Raw genomic sequence first — 19,946 nt, 5'->3', positions numbered from 1 at the left:
GGTGGTGAGGGTGGGCACCTCCTCCCAAAAATGTAGAGGGCCATGGACGGCCCGAAACAAGCGCACACGGACGTGCTTGTAGCGGTTTTTGGGAGGAGGTGCCCACCCTCACCAATCCGCTAATCCATAAGGCTAGGGCCCAGACAAAAGGCCAATCATCAAAACCGGACCGAACCCGAGTCAATCTCCGAAACCAGCTCCGGCGTCAGCAGGGTATACCCATCAGTCCCGGGCAACCAGGCATAGACTTCCTCGCCGTCCCTAAGCGAATAGCCCAGCTTCTGGATATCCACCTTGCGGTATTTGAAGGTTCCGGTTTTCTCGATGGCGTGGGTGATGCGCACAAACACCGGTACTGCATAGGCCGGCAGATTGTCCCGCAGATAGGCGAATAATCTGTTCACATCGAACTCTTGGCCATTACTGTGGGGAACCAGGGTCACCATGCCGGCCTTACCGTTGGAGCCGGGGATCTCGACGCCGTAGACGATGGCTTCCTCGACCATCCCCGAGCCGTCGATGATGTTTTCCACTTCCGTCGTTGAGACGTTTTCGCCCTTCCAGCGGTAGGTATCGCCCATACGGTCGACGAACTGCAGGTGGCCGCACCCGATTTCCTTCAGGACATCGCCAGTGTTGAACCAGGCGTCCCCCTTCTTGAAAGCGTTGCGGAGGATCGATTTTTCCGTGGCCTCTTTCTGGGTGTAACCCTCGAACGACCATTTCTTGGTGATCTCGCCGATCAACAGGCCGGGCTCGCCTTTTGCGACTTCCTGCATGAAGCCTTTTTCGTTACGAACTGGATCCCGTGTGCCGTCGTGGAATTTCACCAGCTTGTAGGGGGCGGTGGAAAAGCCCACGGTGTTGTCCATATTGAAAAAGTTGCTGAAGCCGATGTTGCCTTCGCTGGAGGCGTAGAGCTCTGCGACTGTCTCTATCCCGAAGCGCTGCTTGAATTCCTTCCAGATGGAGGGGCGGAGGCCGTTGCCGATCATTTTGGTGAGGCTGTGGTTCCGGTCCTGTTCGCTGGGTGGCTGGTTCAGCAGGTAGCGGCAGAGTTCGCCGACGTAGCCGAAGGTGGTGGCGTGGTAATAGCGAACGTCGTCCCAAAAGGCGCTGGCGGAGAACTTGCGGCGCAGGGCAATGGCGGAGCCGCCGGCCAGGACGGACCCCCAGCAGACCAGCAGAGCGGTGCCGTGATAAAGGGGGAGCGTGCAGTAAAGAACGTCCTCCGGCTTCATGGCCAGAGACATCAGGCCAAACCCGCCGTAGGCCATTATAAATTTGCGGTGTGAGCCCGGGGCGGCCTTGGGCAGGCCGGTGGTGCCGGAGGTGAACAGGTAGATGGCGGTATCGCCCATTTTCGGCGCATCGCTCAGAACCGGGGCGTCGCTGTTGAAGGTGCTGACCTGCTCGGCCATGTTGGCATAACCGGTTGGTGCGTCCCCAAAGGCGTTCAGCGTGTTGGTGTCTGCCAGAAACTGGAATGGCTGGGGATGGGCGGTCTTGAGATCTGTCTTTATGCCGTCGAACGCCTCGACCAGTTCCTCGCCAACCACCACCATTTTGGGCTCGATCAGGTTGATGCTGTGTTCGAGTACCTTGCCTCTCTGGGAGGTATTGAGCATGGCGCAGGCGACGCCGAGTTTGGCTGCGCCGGCTACTACGGCCAGTAATTCGGGGCGGTTTTCAAGGAAGATCGCAATGGCGTCCCCTTTGGCAAGCCCTTGGTCCTGCAGGTAGCGGGCAATGCGGTTGGCCCAGCCATTTAGTTCGCTCCATGTGATCGAGCGGTCTTCAAACAGAATGGCGGGCCGGCTGCCCAGGTTCCGGGCGTTGCTCTCGATAAGAGTGCCGAGCGTAAGCTCACGGTTCTCGTTTTTCAGGGCATAGTAATACAGCCCCCGGGTTATGGCCGGCAAGCGCCGGAAGATTCCGGGCAGGCTGCGGGCAATGTCCAGTGCGGATACGTTGTCTTGGCTCATGGTGTTTCCATTTGTCCCTTTTATTGTGTGGACGTTGAACCCGGAACAACGCATGCCTCGGGTTCAGTCCAAAAACAGGTCCGGCATCAGGGGCTTATCGCCCGGCTCATACCGGTAATGCTCGAAGTCGGTGATACCGTCCTGCCGTAGCAGGTCCTCGTCGATCAGGGTCTGACCAGTCATAGTCTCAGACGACCGGTTGAGGATGCTGACAGCAGCATCGGCCATGATGTCCGGTTTCCTGCCCTGGGCCATCATCTGGGGCCCGCCAACCTCAAATTCGATGGCTGCCGTGGCAATCAGCGTTTTTGGCCACAGCGTGTTAACCGCAATGCCGTACCGCCTGAACTCCTCCGCCATGCCCAGGCTCAGCATGGTCATGGCGTATTTTGTGGTGGTATAGGGGCCATATTGGGCGAACCACCGGGTATTCAGATTCAGAGGCGGCGACAGGCTCAGGATGTGAGCCCGGTCCGACTGTTTCAGCCAGGGCAGTGCGGCCTGGCTGCAGGCCATGACGGCCCGGGCATTGACCTGATGCATCAGGTCGTACCGGCTGACCTTGAGGTTTTCCACACCGGTTAGCCGAATGGCGCCTGCGTTGTTTACCAGTGCGTCGATGCCGCCAAAATGCTCGCCGGCCTCATCAATGCGCTGGCGGATCTGCTTTTCATCCCGGACATCCAGAACCAGCGGTAGCGCTTTGCCTCCAGCATCCCGAACTTCCTCCGCCACCGTATGGATCGTGCCTGGCAGCTTCGGATGAGGCGTGTCTGATTTGGCGGCAATCACTACGTTCGCGCCCTGACGGGCGGCGGCGAGGGCGATGGCCCGGCCGATGCCACGGCTGGCGCCGGTGATAAAAACGGTACGATCACGCATGGTACTCATGCCTCGTTCTCCTGTTCGGCCGTCTCGTTGGCGGTTATCTGGACCAGTAACTGACTGCGTTTCACCTGGTCGCCCTTGCTCGCAAGAATCTCGGCGACTCTGCCGTCCCGGTCTGCTTTTACCGGATGCTCCATCTTCATGGCTTCCAGTATCACCAGCGTATCGCCCTGGTGAACGCTCTGACCAGCCTCAACCAACACATCAATGATGGCGCCATCCATGGTCGCCTGGATGCGACCGCTGCCCGCGCCGCCAGCAGTCCTGGCTGGTTGGTGGGTAACATCGCGCACCGACCAGGATTGCCCGAACGCCTGCAAATATAGGGAATCGCCCTGGCGGTGATATTGGCAGGCCTGACGAACGCCGTTGTCGATAATGCACAAATGGCCATCCCTCTGGCTTTCAAGTACCAGGGAATGCCGGGTTTCGCCCATACTCACAGACAGCCGGCTGCCGTTGCGGGTCACCAGTAGCTCGACAGTGGTGTCGCCGGTTTCCAGCTTGATGGGCGTCATGGTGGCCGGCGCATTGCTCCAGGCGCTCTGGCCCGAAATGCCATGGTCGAGCACGCAGGCGGCCAGGGCCAACTGGCGAATGGTCAGGTTTTGCGGCTGAAGGGATGGATCGTCCTTGAAGGCCTGCTGAAGGAAGGCCGTGGTCGCCCCGCCGGCCCCGAAAGTTTCGTCTGCGATAATCCGGCTCAGGAAATGGCGGTTAGTGGTCACGCCGAACACGGTCGTGTCCTCAAGCGAGCGGATCAGCCGCCGGCGGGCTTCATCTCGGTTCTGGCCCCAGGCAATTACTTTTGCCAGCATGGGGTCGTAGTGGGGAGTGATAGCATCTCCAGATCGTACCCCGGTATCAAACCGTAAACCTTCGCCTTCGGCTGGTTCAAAGGCGTATAGCGGTCCGGTCTGGGGTGTGAATCCGTGGGCAGGGTCCTCTGCATAGAGTCGAACCTCAATGGCATGGCCATTCAGGTGAATATCGTCCTGGCCGAGCGGCAGCGGGCGTCCCTCAGCCACGTTGAGCTGCCAGGCGACCAGATCCTGGCCGGTAATGAGTTCGGTGACCGGATGCTCTACCTGCAGGCGGGTGTTCATTTCCAGAAAGTAGAAGTTTCGGTGCTTGTCGACCAGGAACTCGACGGTGCCGGCGCCTTCGTAGTTGCAGGCCAGAGCCGCTTTGACTGCAGCCTCACCCATGGCCTGTCGTAGTTCCGGCGTGACAAAGGGGGAGGGTGCTTCTTCCACTACTTTCTGGTGTCGGCGCTGTACTGAGCAGTCCCGTTCGCCGAGGTAGACCGCATTGCCGTGGCGATCCGCAAACACCTGGATTTCCACGTGGCGGGGCTCAATCACGGCTTTCTCCAGGATCAGTTCGTCGTCGCCGAAGGCCTGGTTTGATTCGGAACGGGCCCGTTTGATGTTGTCGGCCAGTTCGGATTCACTCTCAACCAGGCGCATGCCGCGGCCACCACCGCCGGCAGAGGCTTTGATCATGAGGGGGTAGCCGATGTCTTTGGCGGAGGCGATCAGTTCGTCGTCGTTGGCGTTGTCGCCTTCATAGCCAGGCACCACTGGCACGCCGGCCTCCTGCATGGCGATTTTGGATCGGCGCTTGCTGCCCATGAGTTCGATGGCCGAGGCGGGAGGGCCAACAAACACCAGGCCGGCGTCTTTGCAGGCGTTGGCGAAGGCGGCATTCTCGGAGAGGAAGCCGTAACCCGGGTGGATGCAGTCGGCGCCGGTTTTGCGGGCGGCTTCAAGAATTGCATCGCTGTTCAGGTAGGAGGCGGATACCTGTGCCGGGCCAATGCAGACGGCCTCGTCGGCCAGTTCCACGTGCATGGCCCTGGCGTCGGCCTCGGAGTAGACAGCTACGGTGCGGTAACCAAGGGCTTTCGCGGTGCGGATGACGCGGACTGCGATTTCGCCGCGGTTGGCTACTAGTAGTTTCTTTAACATGTTCTTGTTCTCTCCTTTGGAGTAAGCCGCGAGGCTGAGTGCCGTCTGGCTTCCAGAAAACCGCTACGAGCACATCCATGTGCGCTTGGCGTCGGCCATCCATGGCCGCCGACATTTTCTGGAAGCCAGACGGCACTCACCCTCGCTCCGCATCAGTCCGATTCGCTTGCCCAGGCTGGTGGACGTTTTTGCATGAAGGCCATGGTGCCCTCCGTTCCTTCGCTTCCCCGGATGGCTTCCGCAAATTTTTCAGCCGCGCTGTCCAGCAAACCGCTCATGGGTTCATGGCCAACCCTGTGTAGCAACGCTTTGGTTTCTGCCGTGGCAACCGGTGCGCAGTGGCGGACACGATCCAGAGCGCTTGTCAGCATCTCTTCCAGTTCATCCTCTGAAGAAGCCGCCTGGTGAACGATGCCAAGACTGCATGCTTCGTTCGCATCGATTCTCAAACCGAGCAGGGCCAGCCGCCGGGCCTGAGTGAGGCCGATTCGTTCAACCACAAACGGCGCAATCTGGGCTGGAATCACGCCGAGGGAGGTTTCCGGCATGCCGAACTTGGCGCTCGGCCCGGCGATGGCGACGTCGGAAACGCAGGCCAAACCGAATCCACCGCCCATGACGGCGCCTTCGGTGATCGCGATGACCACTTTCGAGGATTCGTTGACCTGTTGAATCATCTGACCGAAAGCGCGGTTCAGACGATAGAACGGGTCCGCCTCACCCTCGACCGCTTTCTGGCCGCGGGCTCCGGCCATGTCTTTGATATCACCACCGGCGCAGAAGTGCCCACCGACGCCCCGGATGACGACGGCGCGAATGTGCAGGTCGTTTTCAATCTGGGTGAACACCGCGGACAGTTCCGCCACCATCTCGAGGCTCATGGCGTTGCGCACGTCCGGTCGGTTGATGGTGATAAACAGGGTTGGGCCCTGTTTTTCCAGAAGCAGTGTTTCGCAATGCGGTACCTGGTCCATAAGTGACTCCACCGTCCGTTTGTTAGTCGCGCTTCTTGCCCGGAAGGGTGCCCATCATCTTGCAGATAATTCCCAGCATGATTTCGTCGGCACCACCGCCGATGGAGACCAGTCGAACATCCCGGTGTGCCCGGGAAATCGGGTTGTCCCACATGTAACCGTTACCGCCCCAGTACTGCAGGCAGCTATCTGTAACCTCACGCCCAAGACGTCCGGCCTTGAGTTTGGCCATGGAGGCCAGGCGGGTGACATCCTTGCCTTCAACGTGCAGCTCGCAGGCCTGGTAGGTGAGGGCGCGCAGGGCCTCGACTTCGGTTTGCAGTTCGGCCAGGCGGAAGTGGATTACCTGGTTGTCGATCAGCGGCTGGCCGAAGGTCTTCCGCTCGCGACAGTACTCGATGGTCTTGGTGATGCAGTTTTCCAGCGCCTTGATCACGTTCGCCGCACCCCAGATTCGCTCCTCCTGGAACTGCAGCATCTGCATCATGAAACCGGTGCCCTCGGCGCCGATCCTGTAGCGCTGGGGCACACGGACGTCGTCAAAAAAGATCTGGGCGGTTTCGGAAGAGCGCATGCCGAGCTTGTTCAGGTGCGGGCTGAAGGAGATGCCCGGCGTTTTCGTGGGCACGATGATCAAAGACTTGTTCTTGTGGGGCTTGTCGTCCGAGGTGTTGGCCAGCAAGCAGATGAAGTCGGATTTGGGGCTGTTGGTAATCCACATCTTGGAGCCGTTGATGATGTAGTCGTCACCGTCTTTCTTGGCAGTGGTTTTCATTCCCGCTACATCAGAACCTGCGCCAACTTCACTGACGCCAATACATCCCACCATGTCGCCGGCAATGGCCGGCGCGAGGAAACTGCGTTTCAGTTCATCAGATCCAAACCGGGAAATGGCCGGGGTACACATATCGGTCTGGACCCCGATGGCCAGCGGCACACCACCACAATGGGCCATGCCAAGCTCTTCCGCAGCCACCAGGTTGTAGCTGTAATCCAGCCCCATACCGCCGTATTCTTCGGGCTTCTGGATACCCAGGATGCCGAGGTTTCCGAGCTTTTTGAACAGTTCATGAATCGGGAATTCCCCGGCGGCTTCCCATTCGTCGCAGTGGGGATTGATTTCCTTCTCGACGAAATCGCGGACGGTTTTTCGAAGGGCTTCGTGTTCGGCTGTGAATTTCACGTTCCTGTTCTCCTGCTGGTAGAGAGTCCGTGCCTTCTCGGTGTTGGTGCACGTTCTTTAGCTTGGGACGCGGCTGTGTGGGATCGGTTTCAGAAAACCGCTACGAGCACATCCATGTGCGCTTGGCGTCGGCCATCCATGGCCGCCGACATTTTCTGAAACCGATCCCACACAGCCGCTTATGTTTGCAAACTGTTTGCTGCCTGCTGGCAGTTTTGTTGTTTTTGTAGGTCGGGTTAGCCAAAGGCGTAACCCGACAGATTGGCGGGGTGGCCTGGCTTTTTTTGTCGGATTACGCCTTTGGCTAATCCGACCTACGTTTGTTTCTCGCATACTTCTGAAAAGCGCTCTCACTGAAGGCGTTAACTCCGAATCCTGAAGAATCGGTTGGGCCCCTCTGTCCAAAAATGTCGACGGCCAAGGATGGCCGGCGCCAAGCGCACATGGATGTGCTCGTAGCGTTTTTTGGACAGAGGGGCCCAATCGGTTCCTGCAGCTCATTCCGAAGACCAATAGGCGGGCCCCACCAAACCCAGAAAGCCTAAAGGCGGGCCACACCAAAGGTATTGGGCCGCAACTGCCGAGCCTCGGCTTCCCGGCAAACGTCCAGAACTAGGGCCAGAACGCGCCGCGTATCCCGCGGGTCAATCAACCCGTCATCCCACAATCTGGCCGTTCCGAACAGCGCCGTTGAGCCTTCCTCCAGTTTCTTCGCCGTGGCCTGCTCCAGAAAATCCAGTGTCTTCGGATCCGGCTCCATGCCGCCGCGGCGCTGCTTGTCTTCAGCCACGATACGCATCACCTTTCCTGCCTGCGCCGGCCCCATAACTGCGGTTCGGCTGTTGGGCCAGGCAAAGATGAACCTCGGATCCAGGCCACGGCCGCACATGGCATAGTTACCTGCACCATAGGAACCGCCGATGACAATTGCGACCTTTGGCACCCGACAGTTGGCCACAGCCTGGATCATTTTCGAGCCGTGTTTGATGATGCCGTTCTGCTCTGAGTGAGTACCCACCATGAAACCGGTGGTGTTATGCAGGAACAAAAGGGGCGTTCCGGCCTGGTCGCAGAGCTGGATGAACTGGGCGGCCTTGGCGGATCCAGCCGGGGTGATCGGGCCGTTGTTGCCGATGATGCCGACTGAATGACCTTCAATTCGGATGGTGCCGCAGACGGTCTGGTCGTCGAACTCGTTTTTGAAGTCCATGAACTTTGAACCGTCGGCAATGCGGGCGAGGATTTCGCGCACATCGTAGGGCTTTTTGGAATCCGCCGGGATGACACCCAACAGCTCCTCGGCCGGGTAGAGCGGTTCCTCCCATTGAAGTTCGCGCCGGGGTGGCAGCTGCTCGTTCCAGGGCAGGGCTTCGAGGATGTTTCTGGCCTGGCGGATGCCGTCGGCGTCGTCTTCGGCCAGGTACTCTGCCGTTCCTGCCACGGTCGCATGCATCTCCGCGCCGCCAAGTTCCTCATCGGTGGCAACTTCGCCGGTTGCTGCCTTCAGCAGTGGTGGGCCGGCCAGGAACATCTTGGCTTGCTCGCGCACCACGATCACGTAGTCGGACAGACCCGGCTGATAGGCGCCTCCGGCGGTGGCGTTGCCGTGGACAACGGTGACCTGAGGAATGCCGGCCGCGGACATCCGCGCCTGATTGGCAAAGCCCCGGGCGCCGAGCACGAAAATATCGGTGGCGTAGTTCAGGTTGGCGCCGCCGCTCTCGGAAAGGGATACGACCGGAAGCTTGTTTTCCATGGCGATCTGCTGCAGGCGCAGCGTTTTGTCCAGGCCGGCAGGGGTAATGGTGCCGCCTTTGATGGCGCTATTGCTGGCCACCACCAGACAGCGGATGCCGCTCACATAACCTATGCCGGCGATGATCCCGCCGCCGGCGAGGCTGCCGTCCTTGTCGTCGTGCATCTTGTAGCCTGCCAGGGAGCAGAGTTCCAGAAAGGGCGTGCCGCGGTCCAGCAACCGGTTAATACGGTCCCTCGGGAGCAGCTTGCCCCGTTTGATGAACTTCTCCCGGGCGGCTTCCGCCAAATCCAGAACCTTTTGCTCAACGTCCCGGAACGTGGTGATGTGGGCGTCCATGGCTTCGGCGTTGGTGCGGAAGTCCTCGGACGTGGAGCTTACCGTGGATTCAAGTACCTGCATGGTCGGCTCCTTAGTCGTCGCTCAGAACTTTCGGGGTGATGGCCCGGTGAAAGCCGTTGTAGGGTTCGTTGTTCTTGGCTTTCGGTAGCGGCCAGACCCGACCTCCCTGTGACGCACCGCCGTCGATCCGCAGACAATCCCCGCTGATAAACGCTGCGCCAGGGCTGAGTAAAAAACAGATGGCCGAGCTGACTTCGGATTCGGTGCCCATGCGTTTGATCGGGACGTTATCACCAAGGCTGCGAATCCACTGCTTCATGTGTTCGGGGTAGTTATCCATGCCACTGGAGGCAATCCAGCCCGGAGCGACTGCGTTTACACGAACCCCGGACGCGCCCCACTCAACGGCGGCTGTCTGGGTAAAGTTCACCATGCCGGCCCTGGCGGCGCCGGAGTGTCCCATGCCGGGCATACCACCCCACATATCGGCCACGATATTTACAATAGCGCCCCCGGTTTTTGACAGCGCCTGGGTGTAGGATTCCCGTGCCATCAGGAAGCCGCCGGTCAGATTGGTTCGAACCACCGTCTCCCAGCCCTTCTGGTTGATCCCGGTCAGCGGCGCCTGGAACTGCCCGCCGGCATTGTTCACCAAACCATTCAGGCCTCCGTGTTCGGCAATGATCGCCTTCACCGTGGCCTTGACCGAGTCCTCTTCACGGATATCACAGACATGGGCGGACGCAATGCCGCCGTCCTCGGTGATCTCTGCTTTCACAGATTCCACTTTCTCGGCCTTGCGGCCGACCAGGGCAACCCGTGCGCCCAGGGCAGCGAGTTCATGGGCCGTACACCGGCCAATACCAGAACCGCCGCCGGTAACAATATACACCTGGCCCTTAAACAAGTCGGGATGAAACACAGACTGATAGCTCATAGTAACGAAGACCCTTTCAAAGTTCGGGCGCTCTGGTTGGTAGCGCGTTTCGGGACTGTGAGCAGCAAGGATGCTGCGATCAAGCCTACATGGATGTATTCACGGCGTGTCCCGGAACGCGCTATCAACCAGAGTGCATGCACCAATAAATCAATCTTTAACCAGACCAGAAGGAACAGGCACCGGAAACTCCAATAGCTGCTGCGCAAACGCCTTCCCTTGTGGATCAATCCGCAGGCTGGCCACGCCACCGCCGCCAAGGCTGTGCTCCAGCAGGAAATTGATGGCCTTCAGCCCGGGCATGGCCCAGCGGGTCACCCGGCCGGTTTCCGGATTCAGGGTATGGGCCATCCAGTCCGCAACCGCCGCTTCCGTCAGCGCGGTTTCAATGAACGGCAGAAATTCCGGTTTGCGGGCGATCACGCCAATGTTGGTGTGGTCGCCCTTGTCACCGCTGCGGGCCCAGGCAAGCTTCACCAGCGGCACAGTGGTGTCCGTTTCGTCTGTCTCGTGTGTGAACGACTGGGGCTGGAGGTCGCTGTTATCGAAACCGCCGCTGGTTTCGACTCCAACGGTTTGCCGCTCGCCGCCCAGATCCACGGACACATCAACTTCCGTTTTCGGCACCAGGCATGAATACAACCGGATCTTCGGCCACACGGTCGGCCGGCCACCCACAATCCCGGTGATTCCCGGTGCCATCCCCGTGGCTGCCTGGGCAATCTCGCGGGAAAACAGTACAAGGGCCTCTTTCTTGGGATGGGCGGTGCTGATCTTGACCACTACTTCGCGGCAATCCTCGCCACGGCCATGAGCACCGTAGGTCGTTTCCGTACCCAGAAGCTCAATACTGGTTTCGCTGTAATCAGGCAGGCCACGTTCGCTGAACATGCGTGAGGTCTTGGCCAGAATGGCCTGTGCGACAGTCTGGGCCTTGGCCCTGGCATTCATGCCTGCCAGCAGGAAGGTAACCGTGCACTTGAAACCATCCGGCCAGGTGCCCGATACCTTGTAACTGTCGGTGGGTGGTAGCCCCCGTGCGCCCCGCACCTGTACACGGTCTTTACCGGTTTCCTCCAGCTCTACACCTGTGAAATCGCAGGTAACGTCAGGCAGCAGGTAGGCCCTTGGGTCACCGATTTCGTAGACCAGCTGTTCCGCAACTGTGCCACGACTAACCAGCCCGCCGGTGTCTTCGGGCTTGGTGATAAAAAAGTCGCCGTTGGCACTCACTTCGGCTATCGGGAATCCCATGTTGGCGTAGCCGCCAGCTACCGCTTCCCAGTCGGTGAAGTTGCCGCCGGTGGCCTGGGCACCGCACTCGAGCAGATGCCCGGCCAGGCTGCCCTGCGCCAGTTTGTCGTAGTCTTGCCAGCTCCAGCCGAACTCGTGCACCAGCGGTGCCAATACCAGGGCACTGTCTGCCACCCGGCCGGTAATAACGATGTCCGCGCCCTGTTCCAGAGCCGCAACCAGACCTGGCGCTCCCAGATAGGCATTCAGGCTGACCATCATTGCGGGCATCGGTTGGCCGGAACCCATCTCCTTGACGCCCATATCTGCGAGATTTTTCTTTTTCATCAGAAGGTCGTCGCCCAGAACCAGGGCGATCTTCATGTCCACGCCGGCTTTTTCACAGAGAGCCTGAAGGGCGTCACGACAGGCCACCGGGTTGACGCCGCCGGCGTTGGCCAGCACCCGAATGCCCTTTTCCTTGATGTCACCGAGCAAGGGGCCCATGACCGTCTGTACGAAATCCCGCGCATACCCCTGGGATGGGTCCTTCATTTTCTGGCCCGCCATGATCGACATGGTGATTTCGGCCAGATAATCGGCTACCAGATAGTCGATATTGCCCTTGTGGACCAGCTGCGCGGCAGCCGTTTCCGTGTCGCCCCAGAAGGCGGCGGAGCATCCGATGCGAACAGTGTTGGGGGATTCAGCCATCTTCCTGTGCCCTGTAAATGATTGCTGATTGAAAATGGGAGCGGTGGCGGTTTTGCCACACGATGGAGATGACAATACCAAGCAAGCGCTTGGTTTGTAAACAGGCATGTTTCAGGTAGAATTAAAGGCCTCTTATGCCAACCGAGTAGCCGTAGTGAGCCAGAACCAGATCCTCCAGTCCCTGATCGCAGAAAACCTTGTGTCAGACCCCGAAGGCGCTCGCGGCCGTCTGCTCACTGAGGCGGCTCGGCTGTTCCGGGAAAAAGGCTACGAGCGCACTACAGTTCGTGACCTTGCCGCTGCCGTGGGTATTCAGTCCGGCAGCCTGTTCCACCACTTTCGAACCAAGGAAGAGATCCTCAAGGCAGTGATGGTAGAAACCATCCGGCTGAACACCGCGCTCATGCAGGCGGCTCTGGAGGCCGCCGATACCAGCAGGCAGAAGCTTCGTGGACTGATCCGCGCGGAACTTGAATCTATCAATGGCCAGACCGGCGAAGCGATGGCGGTCCTGGTATTTGAATGGCGGAGTCTGTCGGCCCCGTCCCAGGGCGAAGTGCTGGAACTTCGGGACATCTACGAGAAACTGTGGCTGGATGTGCTGGAATCATTGAAGCGCGAGGGCGCGCTGGAGGCGGATCCCTTCGTTGTTCGAAGGATGTTGACCGGCGCTCTCAGCTGGACCGTAACCTGGTACAAACCGGAGCGGGGAGGGCTGACACTGGATGGCCTGACCGATCAGGTAATGGCAATGATGGCTCTGTAAGCGGATTGGCGTTTTCAAAAGTCATTGTTTTATATCAATAATATTCTGGCAAATTCCTTTCCTTCCGGGCCATTGGCCCGATCGGCATAACAAAATCGGCATTCGAGCCATTTTTGTAGGACAGTTTTCACCGCATTCTTGCACCCGTTGACAAAAACCGAGTTCAGATCGGGCAAACAAAAACAACGTGATGCAGGGTGAAATATGATCTCCTCTCTGGCAAAGCTCGGACCGCATGTCTTTGCGGCTCGCCTCAAGGCTCTCTCGCTGGCAGCCGTTGCCATACTCACAGGTTGCTCGGCCAACCCCATCTACACCACCACCGGCGTTGTGCTCTCCAATTATTCGGAGGGCGAAGCCACGCCCTACGTGTTGCAGATGTCCGACACCCAGATGGCGTGTGCGCTGGGCGAGGGCGTGGATCCGCTGCTCTATTCCTTCTCGCGGGTCACCGATGCACCTGACACCACCGGCTCCCTGTTGATGCTTCTGGCAGGCAATTGTGCGGAGTACAAGGCCTGGGAGGCTGAGCTCGCCTATCTCAGAGCGGATTATGAGGGAGATGTGGAAGCGGCAAAGGACGCTAGGGAAGTGGCAAAGCGATTGAATGCGCTGACCGCGAAACGTCGGTATGCCTCCTTTAAGCGAGCAATGGCCGCCTACGAGTTCGATCCCGCTGCTGAACCCCTCGAGTGCCCCTTTCTGTTCACCGAACAGGACGAAATCACCTTCCTGCTGGGCTTGCTGACCGGTATGCAGGCAATCGTAAACGATGCCAATTCCGGCGCCATGGCCGGAGTCCCCAGGAATATCGCTCCCCAGGCCGAGCGTGCCGCTACCTGTCTGGACAATGAAAAGTGGGGTGGTATGCCAAACGCCATCCGGGCCCTGGTCTGGCTGCTGCTGCCGGATACCCGTCCGGCGCTGGCGCCGGATCCGTGGCAGGTGCTGGAACACAGCAGGGAGCTGGGCGTTGAGAAAGGCATGCGGGTTCCGCACGCGCTCCAGGCTGTCGCCGCCGAAACCTTTGGCCGGCCGGAGAAGCTTGAGGAAGCCATCGCCAGTTTCGCCGAGGCCGATGCAACTATGGAGGTCTGGGACGAGTACCGTCTGGTGGATGAAGTCGCGGCGGGCGTGGTTCGCTTTTCTTCTGACAAACACTGGACCGCCAACTACGGCTATCGGACGCCGCAATCCTTCTTCGGCAGGATGAGCCCGGAGCGGCAAACCGACAACGTCGAAACCATGAATCTGGACGACCTGCTGTAAGCCAGGTTGCCGACATCCTCTGAAAACTGACAAACACAAGAATGACCCGGAGGTCGTTATGATCCGCAAATCCCTGACAGCCATGGCCCTTGTCGCCGCCGCTCCTCTGGCATCGGCGCAGTCTGTCTCCATGTGTGTGTTCGATGTCATCGGCGCCAATGGAGACTTTTACAATTTCGTCAAAGACTATGCCCTGGAGATGAAAGGTCATGGCGTGGATTTCCAGCTGAAACCCTACACCGATGAAGGTGTGGCGATTGGTGATTTTAATGCCGGGCAATGCGATGCGGTTGCCGCCACGGACATCCGGATTCGTCCATTCAACAAGTTCACGGGCAGCATCAGCGCCGTGGGAGCCCTTCCCACCTACGACAACCTGAAAACCCTGTTGGCCACTCTGGCGCAGCCCAAAGCAGCGCCATTGATGAAGGATAACGGGTACGAAGTGCTCGGGATCATTCCTGTCGGTGCCGGCTATCTGTTTGTAAACGATCGCAGTATTGATACCGCCGGCGAGCTGGCCGGCAAGCGTATGGCAACCCTGGACTACCAGAAAGACGCCATTCATATGGTGAACTTCGTCAAAGCCACGGTCGTGCCCTCCGACATCACCAACTTCGCCGGCAAGTTCAACAACGGTTCGGTGGATACCGCCTATGCGCCGGCTTTTGCTTACGAAGCTCTGGAACTCTACAAGGGCATTGGCGAGAACGGCGGGGTGGTGGACTATCCGCTGGCACAGCTGACGCTTCAGATGGTTGCCCGTGATGACGTGCTAGGCGACGAAACCGCCCAGAAAGCCCGGGAAGTTGCCTGGAACATGTTCCCGCAGGCTATGGGCCTGATCGAAGGCCAGGAAGCGGCCATTCCTGAGGAAAAATGGGTACGCATCCCTGAGAAAGACATCCGCGGCTATCAGGAAATGTTCCGGGAGAACCGGATCGAAATGCGCGATGGTCTGAACGGCGCCCCGGATGTGTATCACCCGAAAATGATGGGTCTGCTCAGCAAGATCCGGTGTGCAAGTAACCCGGCTGCTGCCGAGTGTACTGCGGCCAACCGCGAATAACAGGGCGGAACCATCATGAACTGGCGAGCAATTACCGCTCCGGCTGCAAGGACCCTCTATCCCGTACATCGGATATACGGGGCCGTCCTGCTGCTCTTGCTGTTGTTTACGTTGCTGTTGGGGATGGGCAATTCCCTGCATTCCCGACTGCTCTGGGTCGGCGAACAGGCCTGGCCAAACTACTATTTGCTGAATCCGGATGCCGCGGAGCCCACGTGCCAACTGGAGATGGATATCGACGCCGAGGTTGCCCGCCGGGTGGCGAACTATAAGCCGGACCCGGATGACCTTTTCAGTTCACCGCCTAATCCGGAAGCCATTCGCAAATCCCTCCAGAGCAATCTGGAACTCTGCCAGCAGCAATACGATGTCTATGAGCAGAACCTGGTGCACGCCACGCCAGCTCTCGGGGCCTTCAAGACCGTAGAGCAGGGGCTGGCGGACTTCCTGCTTGAGAACATTGAGCTTACCAAGTACCTGTTTATCGCAATGTTCGCGATGGCTGCGGCAATCGCTGCACTGGATACCGACCACATTGCGCTTCGCCTGCCTCGCAACCGTGCCGAATGGCGGTTGAGCCAGGGTGTGCAGTTTGTGGTTAATGGCCTGATGGTGCTGTCGCTGAACGCTTATCTTGGGAAACTGGCCGCGTCGCCGGGTTCGGAAGACACCATGAACCTGCAGTATGCCTGGGGCGGGGTCTTCGGCCTGTTCATGGTGATTAACGCCGTCCGGTTCCTGAACGTTCCGGAACGGATCCGTTCCGGCGGGCTTTCCGCCTCGTCCGGTCTGGTGATTCCGCTCTACTGTGCCATGGGCCTGATCGCCATGAGCTATTTCTTCCTGGTAGACGGTTACGCCTCGGGCCTGGCCATCTATTTCGGGATGATGTCCAACCTGTCGTCCATGTTCATCAACATCGGCCTTTACGTGCTGGTGGGCATGATGCTGAAGCAGACCAGGATTCCCGAGCTTCTGCTGAATCTTATCAAGCCCTTCAATCTGCCAGCACCGCTGCTGGCCTCGGTGATCATCTTCGCAACTGCGTTTCCGACCGCGTTCACCGGCGCATCGGGCATTTTCATCCTGGCCGTGGGTGGCGTTGTTTATGACGAACTCCGCCGTGCCGGTGCAGGGCGGCAGCTGTCCCTGGCAACGACCGCCATGTCGGGCAGCCTGGGCGTTGTGCTGAATCCTTGCCTGCTGATTGTTGTCGTGGCTGCGCTTAATAAAGAAGTCACCACCACAGAGATGTACAGCTGGGGCTTCTGGGTCTTTATCATGTCGGCAACGCTGTTTTCGCTGATTGTCTGCAAGACCCAGGGGAACTGGAAGCCTCGTCCGGCGCCGGGCGCGTTCCGTGCTGCTCTCTCGGAAAGTCGTGCCTTGCTGCCTTATGTGGTTGTGGCTGCTCTGGTCATCCTGTCGATCTGGGTTGTTCTGGGATTGAAGTTCAACGAGTACAGCGCCCCGCTGATCCTGCCGTTGGTCATGCTGGCTCTGGTCCTTCTGGATTCCGGCCGGAGCAGAGAGGCGCAGGGCCACACCCGCTCTCAGGCGTTCTGGAACCGAAGCTCCGCCGCGGCCAGCGATTCAGCGGTTCATATTGGAGCACTGCTTGCGCTGATCGGGTTTTCCATTTGTCTGGGGGGTATCCTCGAGCGCTCGGATATTGTTCATTCGCTCTTTCCGGAGGATTTAACCAGTCCCTGGGTCGCCATGCTGGTGATTGTGGTGATGCTCACGGTGATTGGTATGGTCATGGACCCATTCGGTGCGGTGATCCTGGTCTCAGCCACCATTGCCCAGCCGGCGATCCAGCTGGGTATTGATCCGCTTCACTTCTGGATTGTGTGTCTGGTGGCATTTGAGCTCGGTTACCTGAGCCCGCCAGTGGCGCTGAACCACCTGCTCACCCGCCAAGTGGTGGGCGAGACTGAAGTACTGGCGGCAGAGCGCACAGGTTCCTTCTGGCATCGCTATGAGCGGTTGCTGCTGCCCCTGGCTGTGATGGGCCCCACACTGTTGTTCGTGGCCTTTGTGCCGATGCTATTCTACGCGTTGTAATGTTGAAGTGAGATAAAGAGGGCCGCCTGAGGGAAACTCCAGGCGGCTTTTTGCGTCTGGAATACAAGAGTAAACGTAGTTTCAACAGACACTGACACAGCCGGCAAGTGACTATAAGCTATTCTCACTTATCGTGAATTTTGGGTGGTTCCTATTCATATGATTATTCAAAATCGCTGCAGACACCTTCTGTTGGCCGCCGGCATAGCCTTTTTGACCGGCTGCGGAGGTGGGGGCGGTGAAGCCAGTTCTGAACCCTTGCCGGTAGCACCGGGCAGCCCGCTCGCGGGCCAAATAAATATTGAGGCCGGTAGCCGAATAGATCAGGACACCATGGATGAGCTGGGTTTGTCTGGCGCGCAACCGGCAACCAGTCCACAGTCTCTGCCACTGAACTTTGTTCTTGCTGGCTATGTCAGTGGTGATTCGGGCAGTTACGAGGCCATTAGCGGGCAAATCTTTAGTTTCAGTGCAGACGCTTCTGATCAGTTTTTAGTGCCTCTTGCGCCCGGTGAAGTCGTCCGATTGGTCAGTCTTGGTAGCCGCGCGGGCAATCCCCAACTCACGCTCACATTGTTTGATGGATCCGGGATGCCGCCCTCGGCGACAACGGACCGAGAGTCAGATCCCGCCGAAGTCACGCTTGGCGATGGCTTTTCCGAAGACGATTATCTGCTGGAGGTCGAGGCCACCGGCAGTCTTCCAGCACGTTATGTTCTGGTGAAAGCGTCAACTGGACAGCTTGGCTCGTTCAGCCTCGATTGGCCGGCCCATGAGTTCATGCCTGGAGAAGCTATTGTCAGAATGAACAGTGCAGGCTCTCCGGGGCTATCCGGTCAGTCGGCCACTCCAGGGCGGCATCTGGGTAACGAGGACTGGCTGATCAAAATGCCTTTGAAAGCTGCGGCTGCCAGTACCGAGGCTACGAAAACCGAAACCCTCGATTGGATCAGACGGTTACGCAAGCGAACCGATGTCGCATCTGTATCGCCCAATTACCTGTTTTCAAGCGCCAACACACCAGTTGGCGAGGAATTGTATGGTCTTCAATGGCACTACGATCTCATAAACGGTCCTGAAGCCTGGCAATTGGCACCGGACGGAGGTGCCGGGGTTTCGGTGGCGGTCCTGGATAGCGGGCTCTTTAGCCCTGATCCGGCGAGCCGAAGCTGGCATCCGGACCTGGAAGACAATGTGCTCCCGGGCCGTGATTTCGTGGACGGTGATGATTTTCCCCAGGATCCGGGCAGTAGCGTTGCTGCCAGTGTCTTTCATGGCACCCACGTGGCTGGCACCATTGGTGCTGTGCTCAATGGCCAGGGCATCGGCGGTGTCGCTTTCGGAGGACGTATTCTGCCGGTCAGGGTGCTTGGCGAGGGCGGAACCGGGTCTTCGGACGATCTGATTGATGCTATTCGGTGGGTCACCGGGGAGACTGACGGTGTTGCCGCGAGAGCTCAGGTGGTAAATCTTAGCCTCGGTGGTTTGCCTGAAATTCCCCAATTGGAGGCAGCCATCGAATTCGGCGTCAATGAACGAGATATGCTTTTTGTCGGTGCCGCGGGCAACTCGGCCACTTCTTCACCCTCATACCCGGCCGCGTCGCCCAATGTGCTTGCGGTCAGCTCGGTGGATGCGGGGGGGCAATTGGCATCGTATTCGAATTTTGGCAGCTGGATCGATCTTGCCGGACCGGGCGGCGATGCCAGCCGTGATGGCAACAACGACGGGCGGGCAGATGTAGTCTGGAGTACCAGTGCGGTTGCAGGTGCCAATGGTTTTGAGGCCAGCTATACCGGGCTCCAGGGCACCTCCATGGCGGCACCTCATGTCTCGGGAGTTCTTGCTTTGCTGAAGACGCAGGATAGCTCGTTGAACTATGAGGGGTTAAGAGCGCTGCTTGAGTCCGGCGGGCTAACCGACTTCTCTGGTAGCCGGTCGGACCAGCTTGGCTTTGGCATTCTTGATGCCTCCGGGGCGCTGCAGGCGAATCTGAGTGGTGATATCACTATTCTTTCACCCTCCCCATCCCAGGTTATTCTGGGGTCTGAAACGGGGAGCGAACAGATTGTCCGTCTGAATCAGATCGGTAACGGAGCCATCAGCAACGTCAGCATTTCGGATACGCCTCCCTGGTTTACGGTAATCCGCAGCGACATCGACAGTACAATCGCTCTGAATGTTGCGCTGGTTGACTCGGCAATTGAAGAAAACGTGGCTTATCGCGATGTGATACGTGTTGACTACCAGGCTGGCAGTGAGCTTCGGTCTCTGGATATTCCCGTAGTAGCCCAAGTACTTTCAGATGAATTTGCGAGGACTGCCGGGGTCCATTTCGTGCTCCTCGTGAACACTACCCCGGTAGACGGATTTTATGAGGCGGAGGCACAACTGGCGGTTGAGCCGGAAAATGGGCATTACACGTTCCGGTTCGAGTCGGATGATGGCGTGGCACCGAAACGGTTGAGCGAGGTTTCACCAGGCTCCTATTACCTCGTTGCGGGCACCGATATCGATGGAGACGGGATCATTTGCCAGCCAGGCGAGGCCTGTGCGGAATACCCGATAGCCGGGCTTCGAGAGATCATCACCATTGAAGAAGGGCAGTCGCTGGAGGAAGTAATCATGACCACCAGCTTTTCGCGACCGACGATCTCAGCGTCAACTCCAGATATCCTGCCTCGACCAGACTTTTCCGGTTATCGCCTGCTGGAAGCCGGTGAGCGCAGAGAGTCTCTCGAATACACGAGGAAAACGACGCGATGAGCTTATCGAATTCGGGGTTGATAACGG

At 58.7% G+C, this 19,946-nt stretch carries 13 protein-coding genes; 5 read left to right on the top strand and 8 right to left on the bottom strand.

Features of this window, described 5'->3' with window-relative positions; translation table 11 throughout:
- Positions 1-158: 158 nt before the first annotated feature.
- The 8 genes from ACGK9W_RS10570 to ACGK9W_RS10535 form a co-directional block, all read right to left on the bottom strand.
- Entirely contained in the window at positions 159-1,985 is a 1,827-nt protein-coding gene (locus ACGK9W_RS10570) for a long-chain-acyl-CoA synthetase (RefSeq protein ID WP_288365158.1), read from the bottom strand.
- 63 nt (positions 1,986-2,048) lie between these two features.
- The gene (locus ACGK9W_RS10565) at positions 2,049-2,876 is read right to left on the bottom strand and encodes an NAD(P)-dependent oxidoreductase (RefSeq protein ID WP_008174063.1); all 828 of its coding nucleotides are present in this window, start codon (positions 2,874-2,876) and stop codon (positions 2,049-2,051) included.
- Positions 2,873-4,843, bottom strand: a complete 1,971-nt coding sequence (locus tag ACGK9W_RS10560) for an acetyl/propionyl/methylcrotonyl-CoA carboxylase subunit alpha (RefSeq protein ID WP_288365160.1) — start codon at positions 4,841-4,843, stop codon at positions 2,873-2,875. Before ACGK9W_RS10560 ends, ACGK9W_RS10565 begins: the two co-directional genes overlap by 4 nt.
- A gap of 152 nt (positions 4,844-4,995) precedes the next feature.
- Positions 4,996-5,817 carry an enoyl-CoA hydratase/isomerase family protein gene (locus ACGK9W_RS10555; protein ID WP_288365161.1) on the bottom strand — a complete coding sequence of 274 codons (822 nt, stop codon included), beginning with the start codon at positions 5,815-5,817 and terminating at the stop codon, positions 4,996-4,998.
- Positions 5,818-5,839: 22 nt separating this feature from the next.
- The gene (locus tag ACGK9W_RS10550) at positions 5,840-7,000 is read right to left on the bottom strand and encodes an acyl-CoA dehydrogenase family protein (protein WP_062781787.1); all 1,161 of its coding nucleotides are present in this window, start codon (positions 6,998-7,000) and stop codon (positions 5,840-5,842) included.
- A gap of 541 nt (positions 7,001-7,541) precedes the next feature.
- Complete coding sequence (locus ACGK9W_RS10545) at positions 7,542-9,158, bottom strand: acyl-CoA carboxylase subunit beta (RefSeq protein ID WP_104269891.1); 1,617 nt, start codon at positions 9,156-9,158, stop codon at positions 7,542-7,544.
- 10 nt (positions 9,159-9,168) lie between these two features.
- Positions 9,169-10,035 carry an SDR family oxidoreductase gene (locus tag ACGK9W_RS10540; protein WP_008174073.1) on the bottom strand — a complete coding sequence of 289 codons (867 nt, stop codon included), beginning with the start codon at positions 10,033-10,035 and terminating at the stop codon, positions 9,169-9,171.
- Between the two features lie 150 nt (positions 10,036-10,185).
- The gene (locus ACGK9W_RS10535) at positions 10,186-11,982 is read right to left on the bottom strand and encodes an acyclic terpene utilization AtuA family protein (protein ID WP_008174075.1); all 1,797 of its coding nucleotides are present in this window, start codon (positions 11,980-11,982) and stop codon (positions 10,186-10,188) included.
- A gap of 106 nt (positions 11,983-12,088) precedes the next feature.
- Here ACGK9W_RS10535 and ACGK9W_RS10530 point away from each other — a divergent pair, with 106 nt between their 5' ends.
- The 5 genes from ACGK9W_RS10530 to ACGK9W_RS10510 all read left to right on the top strand — a co-directional run bounded on the left by ACGK9W_RS10530 (position 12,089) and on the right by ACGK9W_RS10510 (position 19,919).
- Positions 12,089-12,748, top strand: coding sequence for a TetR/AcrR family transcriptional regulator (locus ACGK9W_RS10530; protein ID WP_008174077.1), 660 nt, complete (start codon positions 12,089-12,091; stop codon positions 12,746-12,748).
- Positions 12,749-12,952: 204 nt separating this feature from the next.
- A complete protein-coding gene (locus ACGK9W_RS10525; protein WP_405420908.1) occupies positions 12,953-14,017 on the top strand; it encodes a hypothetical protein in 1,065 nt (354 codons plus the stop codon).
- A gap of 58 nt (positions 14,018-14,075) precedes the next feature.
- Positions 14,076-15,086, top strand: coding sequence for a putative solute-binding protein (locus ACGK9W_RS10520; protein ID WP_405420906.1), 1,011 nt, complete (start codon positions 14,076-14,078; stop codon positions 15,084-15,086).
- Between the two features lie 15 nt (positions 15,087-15,101).
- Positions 15,102-17,153, top strand: coding sequence for a TRAP transporter large permease subunit (locus tag ACGK9W_RS10515; RefSeq protein WP_405420903.1), 2,052 nt, complete (start codon positions 15,102-15,104; stop codon positions 17,151-17,153).
- A 159-nt stretch (positions 17,154-17,312) separates the two neighbouring features.
- Positions 17,313-19,919: a S8 family serine peptidase gene (locus ACGK9W_RS10510; protein WP_405420900.1), complete on the top strand. Its 2,607-nt coding sequence runs from the start codon at positions 17,313-17,315 to the stop codon at positions 19,917-19,919.
- Positions 19,920-19,946: the final 27 nt, after the last annotated feature.

Source organism: Marinobacter flavimaris, from assembly GCF_045057155.1.
GTDB lineage: Bacteria > Pseudomonadota > Gammaproteobacteria > Pseudomonadales > Oleiphilaceae > Marinobacter > Marinobacter manganoxydans.
Note: the sequence above shows the minus strand (reverse complement) of the source record. Positions and strands in the feature narration are given on the sequence as shown.

Excerpts from the sequence above, each read along its gene's own strand:
- ACGK9W_RS10570 (WP_288365158.1), bottom strand. The coding sequence starts at position 1,985 with ATGAGCCAAGACAACGTATCCGCACTGGACATTGCCCGCAGCCTGCCC.
- ACGK9W_RS10565 (WP_008174063.1), bottom strand. The coding sequence starts at position 2,876 with ATGAGTACCATGCGTGATCGTACCGTTTTTATCACCGGCGCCAGCCGT.
- ACGK9W_RS10560 (WP_288365160.1), bottom strand. The coding sequence starts at position 4,843 with ATGTTAAAGAAACTACTAGTAGCCAACCGCGGCGAAATCGCAGTCCGC.
- ACGK9W_RS10555 (WP_288365161.1), bottom strand. The coding sequence starts at position 5,817 with ATGGACCAGGTACCGCATTGCGAAACACTGCTTCTGGAAAAACAGGGC.
- ACGK9W_RS10545 (WP_104269891.1), bottom strand. The coding sequence starts at position 9,158 with ATGCAGGTACTTGAATCCACGGTAAGCTCCACGTCCGAGGACTTCCGC.
- ACGK9W_RS10540 (WP_008174073.1), bottom strand. The coding sequence starts at position 10,035 with ATGAGCTATCAGTCTGTGTTTCATCCCGACTTGTTTAAGGGCCAGGTG.
- ACGK9W_RS10535 (WP_008174075.1), bottom strand. The coding sequence starts at position 11,982 with ATGGCTGAATCCCCCAACACTGTTCGCATCGGATGCTCCGCCGCCTTC.
- ACGK9W_RS10530 (WP_008174077.1), top strand. The coding sequence starts at position 12,089 with ATGTTTCAGGTAGAATTAAAGGCCTCTTATGCCAACCGAGTAGCCGTA.
- ACGK9W_RS10525 (WP_405420908.1), top strand. The coding sequence starts at position 12,953 with ATGATCTCCTCTCTGGCAAAGCTCGGACCGCATGTCTTTGCGGCTCGC.
- ACGK9W_RS10520 (WP_405420906.1), top strand. The coding sequence starts at position 14,076 with ATGATCCGCAAATCCCTGACAGCCATGGCCCTTGTCGCCGCCGCTCCT.
- ACGK9W_RS10515 (WP_405420903.1), top strand. The coding sequence starts at position 15,102 with ATGAACTGGCGAGCAATTACCGCTCCGGCTGCAAGGACCCTCTATCCC.
- ACGK9W_RS10510 (WP_405420900.1), top strand. The coding sequence starts at position 17,313 with ATGATTATTCAAAATCGCTGCAGACACCTTCTGTTGGCCGCCGGCATA.